Raw genomic sequence first — 13,663 nt, forward strand, 5'->3', positions numbered from 1 at the left:
CCCGCATACGTCATTGATCCATGGAGGGCGTCTCGGCGTACTTCTACCCGCGGTACCCCTCATCACCTGAGCCGGAAGAGAGTCATGGTTCGGCGACGTAACGTCATTCTCGGCGCTTTGGGCGCCGGAGCCGCTGGTATCGCGGTGGCCGGCTGGGCCACGGCGGGCCATGCGAAGAGCAGCGCCAAGAACGGGCCGATCGGCACCTGGGACACGCCGTCCGCGGCGCCGGTCAACCTGACCGTGACGCCCAAGGCCGGCGCGGCCAAGGTGCTGCCGAACGAAGCCGTCACCGTCTCCGTCGAGGGCGGCACCCTGCAGTCGGTCACGGTGGTCGCCGGGTCCAAGAAGGTCAGTGGCGCGGTCGAGGCCGACGGGCTGACCTGGCGGTCCACCGGCAGCCTGGCCTACGGCACGTCCTACCAGGTGACCGCCTCGGTGAAGGACAGCCTCGGCGCGACCGTGGAGAAGACGTCCACGTTCGCCACGGTCAAGCCGAAGTCGACCGCCGGGATCACCTTTCAGGCCAACGGGATGGGCGTGCTCAAGACCGGGGGCACCTACGGGGTCGGGCAACCGGTCATCGTCGCCTTCAGCAAGTCGGTCACGGACAAGGCCGCGGCGGAGAAGGCGATCACCGTCGAGGCTTCCCCGGCCGTACCCGGCAAATTCTTCTGGGTCAGCAGCACCATCGTGCACTGGCGGCCGGCCAAGTACTGGGCCAAGGGCACCGCGATCAAGGTCAGCGTCAATGCGCTGGGCGTGCATCTCGGCAACGGCGTGTACGGCCGGTCCGACGCGACCACGCATTTCAGCGTGGGGCGGGCGCTTGTCGCGATCAGCGACAACAGCACACACCGGACCAAGGTCTACGTCGACGGCAAAATGGTGCGGGACATGGCTTCCAGCAACGGCCGGGGCGGTTACACCACGATCTCGGACGGCACCCAGATCCATTTCTGGACGCAGAACGGGCCGCACGTGGTGCTGTCCAAGGAGCGGACGCACAGCATGAGCTCGGCCAGTTACGGCCTGAGCGACCCGACCAACCCCAACTATTACGCGCCCGAGATCGTCGAATACTGCACCCGGATCTCGTACTCCGGGGAGTTCCTGCACGCGGCGCCCTGGAACCATTCGCTAGGTAGGGCCAACATCTCGCACGGCTGCGTCAACCTCGGCGTCGCCGACGCGAAGTGGGTCTACGAGAACTTCATGGTCGGCGACGTCGTCGAGGTCAAGAACAGCCCGAAAACCCTGCCGGTCTCGGACGGCCTGGGCGACTGGACAGTCGCCTATGACAAGTACGGTCATTGACCCGCTCAACTCCGGCCACCCGCGGACGATAAGGCTCCTGGCGTGCATCCGAGCGCGCCAGGAGAGGCAAGAGTGACTCCACGGCTCGGCGGCGATGCTCGGTGGGCCCTTGGCCGGGTGCCCTTCGTTCCCGGTTTGATCGGCTACGCCGCCGTCATGTTCCTGGTGACCGAGTGGTTCTACCGCGTCGGCCTGTCCCCGGCCTCGCCCAAGGTAACGACCGCGCTGCTCGTGCTCTTTCTGGCGCTCAGCCACGAGCGTTGGCAACGGCTGCTCGGCGGCGGGCACCTGCACAATCGCCTCGTCCTGCGGCTGGCGGTGGCCAACGCCGGCGCCGCCGCCATCAGCACCTACGCCGGCTGGAGTTTCCTGGCCCCGGGCTGGGCGATCCTCATCGCCGCCGTTCACCTCGGCTGGTCGGGAGCGCGAAGCCGGATCGAGGCCGGGGTGATCACGGCCGTCGTCACGGTCGCGGCGCAGGTGGCCGTGCACGCCCACCTGGCGCCGTCGGTCATCCCCCTGAAGTACGCCGACGGTGCCGCCGTATGGGGGCTGCTGCTGGCGGTGACCGCGCTGCACAACATCGCGGTGTCGGCCGCCCGGGGCGAGGATGCCGCGGAGCGGCTGCGTCACGCGGCCAGCCACGACGGCCTGACCGGCCTGCCGAACCGCACCGAGATGGGCCGGCGCCTGGCGTCCGCGCTGCCGGCGGCCGGCCCGGAGAACCTGGTGGCACTCCTCTACATCGACCTCGACGGGTTCAAGGGAGTCAACGACACGCACGGGCACGCCACCGGCGACGCCCTGCTGGTCGCGGCGGCCGAACGGTTCCGCGAAGGGCTGCGGCCCGGCGACGAACTGTGCCGCCTCGGCGGGGACGAGTTCGCCGTCATCCTGACCGGCATGCCCAGCACCCGATCCGTCGACGACGTGGTCGCCGGGCTCGCCGAGGCTATCCGCCGGCCGTTCACGCTGTCCGGGCGCACGGTGCGGGTCGGCGCGAGCATCGGGTCGGCCACCGCCGACACCCCCGCGGCCGACGCGACGATGCTTGTCGAACGCGCCGACCTGGCGATGTACGCGGTCAAGCACGGCCCGGCCGCCACCGTGCGCTGAGCTACGGGAGCGGTCGCGGGCCGCCGGCCTCCAGCAGGTAGGCGCCGGCGGCAATGCCCAGGATGCTGCGGCCCACGGCTTCCGGGGGCGGTGCGTCCGGCAGGTTGGCCCGGAACTGCTCCTCGGTCCGGCCGGCATTCTTGGCGTACGCCCGAATCGCGGTTTCGCCGACGGTGGTGCCGGGCGTGATTCCGGGCAGCACCGTGGTCATCGCTATGCCGAGGGCGCTCGCCTCCTCGGCCGCGTATTCGGTGATCAGCCGGACGGTGGCCTTCGCGCCGGCGTAGCCGCCGCTGAGCCGGGAACCGCGCAGCGACGCCGCGCTGCCGAACACCACCACCCGCGAACCCGGGGCGAGCGGTAGACGCAGGGCGGCCCGCAGCCAGGTGAAGGCGATCCGCACGTCGCTGTGCCAGTTCACCGAGAACTCCGCCCAGGTGAGCCCGGTCAACGGCCCCATTTCCGGAACCGCCCCGGCGGTGATCACCAGCAGGTCGGGACGCACCCCGGCCAGCACCTTCGCGGCGAAGCCCTCGTCCCGGGCGTCGCCCTGTTCGCCGTCCAGGCCGGCCAGGTCGCGGGCCACCACCGTGACCCGCGCCCCGGACTCCTGCGCCGCGCGGGTGACGCCGAGCCCAAGCCCTCGGCTGCCACCGACTACCACTACGTTCATCGCGTTCTCCTCAGCGTTGATGTCAGCTGTGGAGATCCCGCCCGGCGGCCGGAGTCACCGGCTGCCCGAACATCGGGAACAGCTCCGGCTGCAGGAAGATGTGAATACGCCGGATTCCGCCCCGATCCAGATCGAGGACATTCAGCGCGTGTGCCTGCCCCTCGGCGTACATGGCGAATGTGGGTTGGCCGTTGGCGTTGATCTTCGAGGGAAGCACGGCGAACGATCCCGGCTCACGCAACACGTGGGTGCCGAGGAAGCCGAGCACCGGCTCCCGGCCGGCGAACCAGGTGGCGAGCGGCGGCATCTCCAGGGTGACGTCCTCCCGCAGGACGGCCGCGAGCGCGCCGACGTCGGCCTGTTCGAAGGCGGCCACGTAACGCAGCAGCCGGGATCGCATCTCGGCCGAGTCCGGTTCGGTCATCTCGTCCGGATCGGGCGCCTCCCGTGACATTCGTTCCCGGGCGCGCAGCAGGGCGCTGTTCACCGCGACCGGCGTCGTCCCGAGAGCCTCCGCCACCTCGCCGGCCGGCAGATCCGCGACGTCCCGCAGAATCAGCACCGCCCGCTGCCGGGCCGGCAGATGCTGCAGCGCGGCGACGAACGCCAGCCGTACCTTCTGCCGGGTCTCGGCCGCGTCGGCCGGGTCGACCGGCAGCGGTCCCACCCACCGCGTCTCGGCGGCCGCGGGCCGGTCTTCGTCCGGCCCGCCCAGGTCGGCCGGCAGCACCCGCCTCCCCCGCTGCTCCAGAAAACGCAGGCAGACGTTGGTGGCGATCTGATGCAGCCACGTCCGCACCGAGGCCCGCCCCTCGAACCGGTCGAATCCCCGCCAGGCCCGCAGGTACGTCTCCTGGGCGGCGTCCTCGGCGTCGCCGGCCGAGCCGAGCATCCGGTAGCAGTGCACGACGATCTCCCGCCGCCACGGCCCGGCCGATTCCGCGAACTCCATGGTGTCCGGCACACGCACCTCCTCGTCCAGGATGGATCCGCCGGGCGGGCGGAATTCACCGGCCTGCCGCGATCCGCTGAAAACGATCGGCCAGGAGCGCGAACGCCGCGGTCAGCTCGGGTGGCTCGGCGGCCTCGATGTCGGCGTCGTAGCGGGCGATCGCGGCGGCCAGGCTCGGCCACGACCAGGAGCTGAGGGTCAGCCGGCAGCGTTCGGCGCCGAGCTCCTCGACGACGCCGTCCCGGGTGTACTGGGCGATGGTGGTGGCCGGCTTGCTCAGGATCACCGTGCCCCGGCAGCCGGAACCCAGGAACGTGCCGGTCACGAAGGTCGTGACGTCTCCGCCGGGCAGCTCACGCCGCTCGAAGCGCGGCCCGTTGGGCGTCCGCAGCGTCATTCGGTCGGCGCGGAACGTGCGCCAGTCGGCCCGGTCGAGGTCCCAGGCGACGACGTACCAGCGCCCGTCCCAGGTGATCAGGTGGTGTGGCTCGGCCCGCCGGGTGGGGCCGTTCGAATAGTCGAAGCGCAGCACCTCGCGCGCGTGCACGGCGGCGCTGATCGCCAGCAGCAGTTTGCCGTCGACCGGCGCGGGCGGATGCGTGGCCGGCCGGGAGACCGCGGTGACGTCGATGGCCTCGACGCGGTGCCGCAGCCGGCTCGGCAGGACCTGGCGGATGGTGGTCAGGGCGCGGGCCGCGGCCTCGTCCCGCCCCGCGGCGATCTGCAGGGCGACGACGAGCGCGATGGCCTGCTCGTCGTCGAACAGCAGCGGCGGCAGGTCGGTGCCGGCCCCCAGCCGGTAGCCGCCGTCCGGTCCCTTGACCGCGGCGATCGGATAGCCGAGTTCGCGCAGCCGGTCGACGTCGCGGCGCACGGTGCGCAGGCTGATCTCGAGCCGGTCGGCCAGCGCCGAGCCGGCCCAGTCGCGCCGGGTCTGCAGCAGCGACAGCAGGGCCAGCAGGCGCGCGGAAGTCTTCGGCATGCCGCCGATTCTGCCCGAAATAGGTGCCACATACTGGCACCTACTGCTGCGAGCCTTTGACCATGAACTTGATCGGAATCCTGGTCGGCTTTCTCGCCTTCACCGTGCTCGGTGGCGTGTGGTTCGCGGTGCTCTTCCCGAGGGCGTACAACCGCTCTCTGGGCCGCGACCCGGGCGCCAAGCCGGACCCGTCGCCGCTGTTCTTCGCCGGGCCGGCGCTGACCAGCCTGGTCATCACGATCACCAGCGCGATCCTGATGGACGCCCTGAACATCGACGGTTACGGCGACGCGCTGCTGTTCGGCCTGACCGTCGGCACCGGCTATCTGGCGGCGAACACCGTCAACATCGCCATCAACCCGAACTTCCCCCGCCCGCTGCTGTACGCGGCGATCTCCGGCAGCTACAACATCCTCGGCAGCCTGATCGTCAGCCTGATCCTGCAGGCTTTCGGAGGGCGCTGACGCCGGCCGGCTTTCGGAGGGCGCTGACGCCGGCCAGGAAGATGTCCACGCCGGCCAGGAACTGCGCGCGGTCGTCGTGGTCGCGCAGCAGTGCCGCCGCGTCGGGGTCCTCGCCGGCCCAGGTCGCGGCCAGCGCCTGCAGGTATTCCTGCCGGGCCGCGGCGTCGGGGGCGCGCCGCGCCCCGGCGGCGTGCTGAGCGGCGGCGCCGAGAACGTAGTTGACCAGCGCCGATCCGGCGTCGACCCGGGCCGGCCCGGTGACGCCGAGCCGGGCGAGCTGCGACCCGAGGCTCGTCCAGATCTGCCGGACGGCGGGTTGCCCCGGGTCCCGGGAGAGCTGCGAGCCGATCCACGGGTGCGCGTCCATCGCGGTGAAGATGCCGAGCGCCAGCGCGCGGATGGCAGGCGCCGGGTCTCCGTCGCCGCCGACCTCGGCCAGCACCCGGCCGATGACCCCGTCGGCGGCCGCGGCCAGCAGGTCGTCCTTCGTGGCGACGTGGTGGTAGATCGCGCCACGGCCGGTCGCCAGGTGGGCGGTCAGGGCGCGGACGGTCAGGGCGCTCTCGCCGGCCGTGTCGAGGAGCTCGATGGTCGCCTCGACGATCCGCGCCCGGGAGAGCGCGTCGGTGCGCCTTGTCATGAACGCCATCTTGACACAAATGGACCGCCGGTCCAACCTGGGAATGGACCAGCGGTCCAATCGGCTCCGGAAGGAACATCATGACTCCCATCAGCATCGTCGGCGCCGGCCTGGGCGGGCTCACCCTCGCCCGGGTCCTGCACCGGCACGGCATCCCGGTCACCGTCTACGACGCGGAGGCCACCGCCGGCGCCCGCAGCCAGGGCGGACAGCTCGACCTGCACGAGCACAACGGCCAGCGCGCCCTCGAGATCGCCGGGCTCACCGGCGAGTTCCGCTCGATCATTCACCGGGGCGGCGGGGCGCAGCGGGTCCTCGACCGGCAGGGCCGGGTGCTCGCCGAGATCCCCGACGACGGTTCCCTGACGCGGCCCGAGGCGCTTCGCGGGGACATCCGGCGCATCCTGCTGGACTCCCTGCCGGCCGGCACCGTGCGGTGGGGCCGGAAGCTGGTGTCGGCGATGCCGCTCGGCCGGGGCCGGCACGAGCTGACCTTCGCGGACGGCTCGACGGCCACCACCGACGTGCTGGTGGGCGCCGACGGCACCTGGTCCCGGGTGCGGCCGCTGCTCTCGGACGAGAAGCCGGTCTACGCCGGGATGAGTTACCTCGACACCTACCTGCACGACGTAGACGTACGGCATCCGGCCTCGGCCGAAGCGGTCGGCGCGGGCGCGATGTATGCCCTCGTTCCCGGCAAGGGTTTCCTTGCCCACCGGGAGGTGGGCGACGTCATCCACACCTACGTCGTGCTGAGCCGCCCGGTCGAGTGGTTCGCCGGCGGAGACGTCGCCGCCGAGTTCGCGGGCTGGGCGCCCGAACTGACCGCCCTGCTCACCGACGCCCCGGAGGCACCGGTCCGGCGCAGCATCTACCAGCTGCCGGACGCGCATCGGTGGGCCCGGGTGCCCGGCGTGACCCTGCTCGGCGACGCCGCCCACGTGACCGTCCCCGGCGGCGAGGGAGCGAACACCGCGATGCTCGACGGCGCCGAACTCGGCCTGGCGATCGCCGCCGACCCCGGCGACACCGAGGCCGCGCTGGCCACCTTCGAGGAGGCGATGTTCCGCCGCAGCGAGGCCGAGGCCACCGCCGCCCGGGACACCGTCGAATTGATCTTCGGCAGCGGCGCCCCGGACGCGCTCGTCAAACTATTCGCCGGCTAGGTCAGGCCTCGTTGTGGATGAACCACACGCCGTCGCCCTGGCACTTGCTCTGAGCGGGCAGGCCGCCGTCGTAGTAGAGCCAGACGCAAATGGTCGGGCGGATGGCGACGGCACTCGTGTCCGAGTCGAGGGTGGTCTTCTCGACGAGATAATTCCATTCCTCATGGAGAGCGCTGGTGCACACCAGCGGCACATCCGGAATGCTCCACACCTGACCGGCGGCGTTCATCAACTCACCGGTCATCTTCATGGCACACCGCTGAGCCTCGGTCTTCATGGTGAGGCCCACCATCACACCGACCCGGGCGTCGAGGTGGAGTGTGCTTCCCGACCGCGACCAGAAGATGCTGATCGAGCCCCGGATCTCCTTCGACGGCGAGCCCGATCCCCACAGGGTGTACCAGCGGCTGTAGCTCGGAATCTCGGCCGACGCCGGGCTGGCCGCGCTCACCACCAAAGCCACGACCACCGCTAGAAAACTCAGAATTCTCCGCACACTTCTCCCCGTTCGTCACTGCAGAAGAAACGGCCCCCATATCGGAAGCCGTCGATGACCTTGGACGCTAACAGCCACGAGAGGCACGCAGCGACCCCGGCAAGCCGGCCGGCATCAACAAGAAACCCGCCCGGATCCCTTTTCCGTACGCCCTGATCCACTCCCGTGGCACTCGGTCCCGGCAGGTGCAACTCGCCCTCCGCGCGCCCGCCACGGGCGGTCCCGACCCAAGACCTCAACCCCACCCCAACCGCCGACGCTCACCCCGCCGACCAGGACAAACGCCAGCCGGTTCGACAGTTTGCTCTGCGCACCTATACGCCCTGCTCTGCTCACCTCGGGTAAGCGCCAGGCGGGCCGCTCCAGGCGACAGGGCGTTTTACAGGCTTTTGCCCCTTCCTTGTGGGCCGATTCCGCGTCCAGGCCCTCCCCGCCCGCTCCGACACGCAGACCTTGAAGACCTACTGCTCGCAGCGAACAGAACCCCCGCAAGATCGCGCCGGAATTGCCGCGCTTACCGGAGGTAAGCAGAGCAGGGCGTATTGGTGCGCAAAGCAAAGCTCTCGGAGTGGGTGTCCGGCTGCGCGAGCGGCGCGGCACGTGCCGGTGTTGCACTCCGGTCGCGCGGTCGCGGCGGCCGGGGGTAATTGCGGTTGGCTACGGTGTCGCCCGTACCGGAAAGAGGTTGATTCTCGCGGCCCTGGCCCGGTTTCTAGTTGTGCGTGGCCTGCGTTCGGCTTTACCGAAACTCCAGCGCCTCCGGGATTTCCTCGTACTGCAAGAGGCTGCCGGTCAGCTCAATCAGATGCCGCTTGGCAATGCGTGCACGTCAAAGGTGAACGGCACGGACGCGTCGGCCCCGCTCGCGCCTGGAACGACAAATGGCCATGGCCTGAAGTGGCCCCGACGTCCAGGACGGGCGTCGGGGCGACTCGGCTCAGCTGTACGGGGCTTCGAAGGTGGCCGTCACGGGCTGGCCGGCGACGGTGCCGGTGGCCTTTACGGTTGCGGTGCCGGCGGGGACTGTGGCGGCTCGGGTGTTGAAGGACTGGTAGGCCGTGTGGCCGGGGGCCACATCCGGGACCGTTTTTGAGCCGTATGCCGTGGTCAGCTCGATCGTCAGCGGGACGGTGTCGGTGTTTCGGGCGCTGACCGCCACGTACATCGTCGTGCCGATCTTCTGGGTTTTCGCTGTGGCCTCGACGCTGAGCGTCGCCGGGGGTGACAGCTCGCCGTTTGCCGCTACCGCTGCGGCTACCACCGCGTTCTTCTCCGCGGCAGTGAACACGCCGGCCGTTACGAACGCCGTCGCCGTGTCGGTTACGGCCGTGACGAAACTCTGGTGGGTGGGGAATGGGGCCTGGTCCCAGACCAGGTCCAGGAAGGTTGGGCCGTCGGTGCCGGGTGAGGTGATGCCGGTTACCGGCACGTCGTAGTGCGGCAGGCCGTCGTTGCGTTTGCGGTTGGGCACTCCGCTATCCAGCGAGCCGAACACGATGGCCGGCTCGGTGCGCCGGAAGTACGACGTGGTGGGCTGGTTGTCGCCGATGTAGTACGGGCGCAAGGTCAGGCCGCCGGCCGTGAAGGTCGGGTCGCCGGCCGCGGTTACCGGGCCGGGGAGGATCGCGGCCCGGGCGTAGTCGCCGTCGCGCTTCAGGTCGCGATAGAGGGTCAGTTCGCGCCACGCGGTGCCGGTTCCCAGGATCTGCAGGAGCACCGGGCCCCAGAAGATCGCCTGGGTGTCGGGGCGGTCGATGGCCCGCTCGATGCGGATGCTGAACGGCATCCGGATCTCCACCACGTCGCCGGGGCTCCAGGTGCGGCTCAGCGTGACGTAGGACGACGGCTGGGCGGCCAGGTTCTGCACGACCCCGTTGACGGTGACGGTGAAACCCCGCACCGCCCAGCCGGGCACCCGCAGCTTCAGGTCGAGCGGCCCGCTGCCGTCCACCTTGAGCGAGACCGTGTCCGCGCGCGGGAACGTGGTCTCCTGCGTGACCGTGAAGCCCTTCGCGGCCCAGGTCAGCGTGGACGGCGCGTACAGATTGACCCAGAGCGTGCCGTCGTCGGCCGAACGAAGATAGATGCTCTCCTGGTATTTCGTGTGGTTCTCCAGGCCGGTGCCGCCGCAGCAGGTGCCGGTGTTCCCGTAGCTGCGCACCGTCCCGGAACCCAGCGGCTGGAAGTAGGTGACCTGCGGGTCGCCGGTCGAGGTGGTGTCGGCCCGGGAACCGGCGATCATGTTGAGCATGCCGCGCTCGTAATAATCCATGAAGGCCGGATCGTGTTCGTGCAAGAACAAATTCAAGGCCAACTTCATCAGGTTGTACGTCGTGCAGGTCTCGGCCCCGCTTGTCGCAACCGTGTTGGCGATGTTGTCGCGGTTCTGGAACAGCTCGAGGTTGTTGTTCGAGCCGGGGTAGTTGCCGCTGGTGCCGCCGTTGGCGAACATCCGGTGCGGCACCACCATGCCGTAGAAGTTCTTGGCCGCGGTGTAGTACTCCTGCGCTCCCCCGTGTTCGAAGATGCGCAGGTAACCGATGAACTGCGGCACGTGGGTGTTGGCGTGCAGCCGTTCGGCGCGGCGGCGGCCGGGGCGGTTCGCGGGCGTGACGACCAGGATGTCGCGGTTCTCCACGGTGGCCCCGAAGAGAGATTCGCGGTTGTCGAAGGCCTTGGCGGTCGCCAGGTGTTTCGGGTCGCCGGTGAGCGCGTAGATCTCCGGGAAGTTCTCGTTGGCCCCGCCGAACTCGCCGCCGATGTAGAGGTCCCACATGTAGTTGAGGTCGTCGCGGGTGAGCGGGCCCGGATAGTCGGGGTGGTTCTTGTCGCCGACGGTCAGCGCCAGGCCGGCCCAGTCGGCCATCTTGGTGACGACGTCAAGGGCCTGCGCGTTGCCGGTGTGGTAGTACGCGTCGAGCAGTCCGCGCATGATCTTGTGCTGGGTGTACCAGGGTGCCCAGGTGTTGGTGTCGGCGTTGCCGCCGTAGACCGCCCAGCGCGGCGGCCCGAGCCGCAGCACCGCGTCCTCGGGAATGGCGCCGAGGTAACCGGGGTGAGTCGGGATCCAGTCGGCCGGCCCGGCGGTGGACGCGGCCACCACCCCGGCGTCGCGGCCGTTGGGCGAGGCGTCCTTGAGGGCGGTGCCGCCCTCCTCGTCGAACTTGTACCAGGCGATGTTGCCGCCGTCCGGGCCGCCGTTCATCAGCGCGGTCAGTTCGGTGGCGGACAGCGCCCGGTCGTAGATGTGGAACTCGTCGATGGTCGCGTCCAGGAACGGGTCGCCGTACTGGGAGCGGCCGATCCACCGGTTGCCGGGGTTGCCGAGGTTCGACGGGTTCAGCGTCATGGCGGTGTTGGTGCCGGCCTGCTGGCCGTTGACGTACAGGGTGCCGGTCGAGCCGGACAGCGTCACCGCGACGTGCACCCAGGAACCCACCGGCAGCGCCGACGAGCCGTCGATGCGCTGCTCCGCGCCCGAGCCGCCGACGGTGATGGCGAACCGGGGCACGTTGCCGGTCACCCCGGCCCGCGGGGTGAGGAACATGTTGATGCCGGTGGACTGGCCGAAGTCGAACAGCCGGGTCCAGCTCGCGGTGGTGGCCAGGTTGATCCAGGTGGCGATGGTGAAGCTGGTCAGCTGGTTGATCGCCTCCTGGGGCAGGGTGCAGTACTGCGCTTTGCTCGTGCCGTTCAACCGAAGGGCGCTACCGAACCTGCCCGCGACCCGGCCGATCTCCGGCGCCGGCTCTTCCACGCCGCCACCGGACGACCCCAACCGAGCGGTGATCGCGGCCTGGCACGCGGCCAGTTCGGTGACCATCCAGTCCAGCTTGGTCTTGTAGACGGCCTCGCCCTGATCGGCGTACGCCTGGGCCAGGGCGGTCATGTAGTGCCCGGCCCAGTGGCCGCTGAGCAGGCCGCCGTCCTCCCAGCCACCCGGCACGGCCACGCCGGACGGGTTGGTGCGACCGGCCTGGTTGTTGAACAGCACCAGGAAGCGCCGCTCGTCATAGGTGCGCAGGAACGCCTTGGTGCGGTCGCGCTTGGTCTGCAGCAGCCCGGTGCCGAGGCGTACGTCCTTGAGCGGGAACGGCCGGACCGGAGCGGTGGAGCCCGGTCCGAGGTCGGGCGCGGCGGCCAGGGCGGCGCCGGTGGGCAGCAGCGGGAACAGGCCGGCGGAGGCGGCGCCAAGCGCGGAGAGCTGCAGGAGGTGGCGGCGGTTCACGAGGGGTTGTCCTTTCTCAGGGCTTGCCCTTCTCGCCGGGCGTCGTCGAGCAGACGGGCCAGACGGCGCCGGGAGGCGCGGCGAGTCGCGCGGAGGACGAACAGGAGAGCGACGAGCAGTACCACCGCGATGAGCTGCGGCCAGGGGAGGATCCAGACCGTCACCTCGGTGGGCCCGGCCGGATCGGCCGGGGTGAGCAGGATCCGGGTGTGCACCGGGCCGAGTCCCCAGACACCGTGAACGCGGGCGTCGGCCGGCCGGTTGCCGCCGGGCAGCAGCTCGCCGGCGGTGGCGCCGCCGTCCCGGTGATGCAGGCCGAAGAGCTCCCCCACCGAAACAGAGGTACGAGCGTCGGCCCGGACGTTCCCGGTGTTGGCGACGGTGTAGGCAGCGCGGATCGTGCCGGCCCGGAACGGGTTCCACGACTGTTCGTAGTGGACGGTGACCGCCTGGGCGGCCAGCTGCGACTTCTCGATGCCGCTGGCCCGGAGCATGACCCGGAAGCCGACCCGGCTCTCCACCTGCACGGTGCCCGAGCGGCTGAGCACCGACGCGGCGATCCCGGCCGGGTGGTCGCCGGGGGTCGCACCGGCCGGAACGGTGATGGTGAACGGGACGATCTGGGTCTTGCCCGCGCCGACCGCGACGCTGGACTGGACGGCGATCCAGGTGCCGCCGTCCTTGGACTTCTGGTCCGACGCCAGCATGTTGAAGTGCCCGTTGTCGGTGAGGTAGCCGTCGGCCGCACTCAGCGCGAACACCGCCGGGACGGTGCCGAGGTTGCGCACGGCCAGTCGCTCGGTGACCTGCTGACCGGGGTCGAGGGTGCGCTCGATCCAGCGGCCCCCGTCGGCGGGCTGGACCGTCCAGGTGACCTTGGGGCCGGTGTCGGCGTGCACCGGGGTGGCGGCCAGCAGGACAGCGGCGAGTACCTGAACGATCATGACTGGGGGGTCCTTTCCGAACGGCCGGCGGGCCGGGGTGACCGGCCCGCCGGACCGCGACTACTCGAACAGGGAGAGCGTCAGCTTGGCCTGGTAGGAACCGGCCGAGACGTCGGCCGGGGTGCGCAGGAACAGGTCGGCGTTCACCGAGTACGCGTCGCCGGTGACCGACGCCGAGTCGTAGGTGGACACCAGCAGTTCCTGGTCGGTCAGACCGACGTTGTTGCCGGGCTGAGTCGGCTGGTCGAGCGAGGTGACCACCTCTTCACCCTCGCTGACCTGCCCGTCGCTGTTGCCGCCGTCGACCAGGCGCGGCTTCCAGCCGAGGTGGTCGGCGGTGATCGGGGCCTGGCCGGCGGTGCCGGTGAAGTCGCTCGACGAACCGAGGACCGCCCAGCTCGAGCCGGCCGGGATCTCGTCGGCGGTGCGGGTGTCGGTGACGGTCACCGTCGGCAGGGTGCCGGTGAACTGCCGGACCAGCAGCGTGGAGCCGTTCTCGGTCAGGGTCGCCGCGTTGGCCGCCACGGTCAGGGCCAGCACGCCGGGTTCGACGATCGGCGCGATCTGGACGGTGACGTCGACGTCGGCCGAGTCGCCCGGGTCGGCCATCGCCGCGGTCGGGAAGGCAGCCACGCCGGCCAGCGCCGCGACGGCAACCAGCCGTTTCGGGATGTTCATGAGTGCT

General features: G+C 70.3%; 12 protein-coding genes. 4 read left to right on the plus strand and 8 right to left on the minus strand.

Translation table 11 applies throughout. The features are described 5' to 3' along the window. The first annotated feature begins 84 nt into the window (after window positions 1-84). Both Ate02nite_RS32300 and Ate02nite_RS32305 read left to right on the plus strand, forming a co-directional pair. Window positions 85-1,317, plus strand: coding sequence for a L,D-transpeptidase (locus tag Ate02nite_RS32300; protein WP_203811629.1), 1,233 nt, complete (start codon window positions 85-87; stop codon window positions 1,315-1,317). A 117-nt stretch (window positions 1,318-1,434) separates the two neighbouring features. Next, window positions 1,435-2,433, plus strand: a complete 999-nt coding sequence (locus Ate02nite_RS32305; RefSeq protein ID WP_203811630.1) for a GGDEF domain-containing protein — start codon at window positions 1,435-1,437, stop codon at window positions 2,431-2,433. A 1-nt stretch (window position 2,434) separates the two neighbouring features. On the opposite strand, the gene Ate02nite_RS32310 is transcribed toward Ate02nite_RS32305, so the two are convergent. The 3 genes from Ate02nite_RS32310 to Ate02nite_RS32320 are packed head-to-tail and all read right to left on the minus strand — an operon-like array spanning window position 2,435 to window position 5,040. Further along, window positions 2,435-3,106, minus strand: a complete 672-nt coding sequence (locus Ate02nite_RS32310; RefSeq protein WP_203811631.1) for an SDR family NAD(P)-dependent oxidoreductase — start codon at window positions 3,104-3,106, stop codon at window positions 2,435-2,437. Window positions 3,107-3,128: 22 nt separating this feature from the next. Next, on the minus strand, window positions 3,129-4,070 hold the full coding sequence (locus Ate02nite_RS32315; RefSeq protein WP_239147854.1) for an RNA polymerase subunit sigma-70: 942 nt from the start codon (window positions 4,068-4,070) through the stop codon (window positions 3,129-3,131). A gap of 43 nt (window positions 4,071-4,113) precedes the next feature. Next, window positions 4,114-5,040, minus strand: coding sequence for a helix-turn-helix transcriptional regulator (locus tag Ate02nite_RS32320; protein WP_203811632.1), 927 nt, complete (start codon window positions 5,038-5,040; stop codon window positions 4,114-4,116). Window positions 5,041-5,102: 62 nt separating this feature from the next. Between Ate02nite_RS32320 and Ate02nite_RS32325 the strand changes: the two genes are divergently transcribed. Next, complete coding sequence (locus tag Ate02nite_RS32325) at window positions 5,103-5,504, plus strand: DUF1761 domain-containing protein (protein ID WP_203811633.1); 402 nt, start codon at window positions 5,103-5,105, stop codon at window positions 5,502-5,504. On the opposite strand, the gene Ate02nite_RS32330 is transcribed toward Ate02nite_RS32325, so the two are convergent. Continuing rightward, the gene (locus tag Ate02nite_RS32330; protein ID WP_239147855.1) at window positions 5,470-6,144 is read right to left on the minus strand and encodes a TetR/AcrR family transcriptional regulator; all 675 of its coding nucleotides are present in this window, start codon (window positions 6,142-6,144) and stop codon (window positions 5,470-5,472) included. The two genes, Ate02nite_RS32325 and Ate02nite_RS32330, sit on opposite strands and share 35 nt — an antisense overlap. 80 nt (window positions 6,145-6,224) lie before the next feature. Here Ate02nite_RS32330 and Ate02nite_RS32335 point away from each other — a divergent pair, with 80 nt between their 5' ends. Beyond that, a complete protein-coding gene (locus tag Ate02nite_RS32335) occupies window positions 6,225-7,310 on the plus strand; it encodes an FAD-dependent oxidoreductase (protein WP_203811635.1) in 1,086 nt (361 codons plus the stop codon). A 1-nt stretch (window position 7,311) separates the two neighbouring features. Here the strand turns inward: Ate02nite_RS32335 and Ate02nite_RS32340 are convergent, their stop codons facing one another. From Ate02nite_RS32340 to Ate02nite_RS32355, 4 genes are all read right to left on the minus strand, one after another. Continuing rightward, the gene (locus Ate02nite_RS32340; protein WP_203811636.1) at window positions 7,312-7,779 is read right to left on the minus strand and encodes a hypothetical protein; all 468 of its coding nucleotides are present in this window, start codon (window positions 7,777-7,779) and stop codon (window positions 7,312-7,314) included. A 964-nt stretch (window positions 7,780-8,743) separates the two neighbouring features. Next, window positions 8,744-12,034 (minus strand): beta-L-arabinofuranosidase domain-containing protein, encoded by a 3,291-nt coding sequence (locus tag Ate02nite_RS32345; RefSeq protein ID WP_203811637.1) that lies wholly within the window; start codon window positions 12,032-12,034, stop codon window positions 8,744-8,746. After that, window positions 12,031-12,978 (minus strand): COG1470 family protein, encoded by a 948-nt coding sequence (locus tag Ate02nite_RS32350; protein WP_203811638.1) that lies wholly within the window; start codon window positions 12,976-12,978, stop codon window positions 12,031-12,033. Before Ate02nite_RS32350 ends, Ate02nite_RS32345 begins: the two co-directional genes overlap by 4 nt. Window positions 12,979-13,038: 60 nt before the next feature. Further along, entirely contained in the window at window positions 13,039-13,656 is a 618-nt protein-coding gene (locus tag Ate02nite_RS32355) for a hypothetical protein (RefSeq protein WP_203811639.1), read from the minus strand. Between the last annotated feature and the right edge of the window lie 7 nt (window positions 13,657-13,663).

Source organism: Paractinoplanes tereljensis, from assembly GCF_016862435.1.
Lineage (GTDB): Bacteria > Actinomycetota > Actinomycetes > Mycobacteriales > Micromonosporaceae > Actinoplanes > Actinoplanes tereljensis.

What these genes read in the sequence shown, in the direction of transcription:
- Ate02nite_RS32335 (WP_203811635.1), top strand. Translation starts at nt 6,225, where the DNA reads ATGACTCCCATCAGCATCGTCGGCGCCGGCCTGGGCGGGCTCACCCTC.
- Ate02nite_RS32350 (WP_203811638.1), bottom strand. Translation starts at nt 12,978, where the DNA reads ATGATCGTTCAGGTACTCGCCGCTGTCCTGCTGGCCGCCACCCCGGTG.
- Ate02nite_RS32310 (WP_203811631.1), bottom strand. Translation starts at nt 3,106, where the DNA reads ATGAACGTAGTGGTAGTCGGTGGCAGCCGAGGGCTTGGGCTCGGCGTC.
- Ate02nite_RS32330 (WP_239147855.1), bottom strand. Translation starts at nt 6,144, where the DNA reads ATGACAAGGCGCACCGACGCGCTCTCCCGGGCGCGGATCGTCGAGGCG.
- Ate02nite_RS32355 (WP_203811639.1), bottom strand. Translation starts at nt 13,656, where the DNA reads ATGAACATCCCGAAACGGCTGGTTGCCGTCGCGGCGCTGGCCGGCGTG.
- Ate02nite_RS32325 (WP_203811633.1), top strand. Translation starts at nt 5,103, where the DNA reads ATGAACTTGATCGGAATCCTGGTCGGCTTTCTCGCCTTCACCGTGCTC.
- Ate02nite_RS32300 (WP_203811629.1), top strand. Translation starts at nt 85, where the DNA reads ATGGTTCGGCGACGTAACGTCATTCTCGGCGCTTTGGGCGCCGGAGCC.
- Ate02nite_RS32320 (WP_203811632.1), bottom strand. Translation starts at nt 5,040, where the DNA reads ATGCCGAAGACTTCCGCGCGCCTGCTGGCCCTGCTGTCGCTGCTGCAG.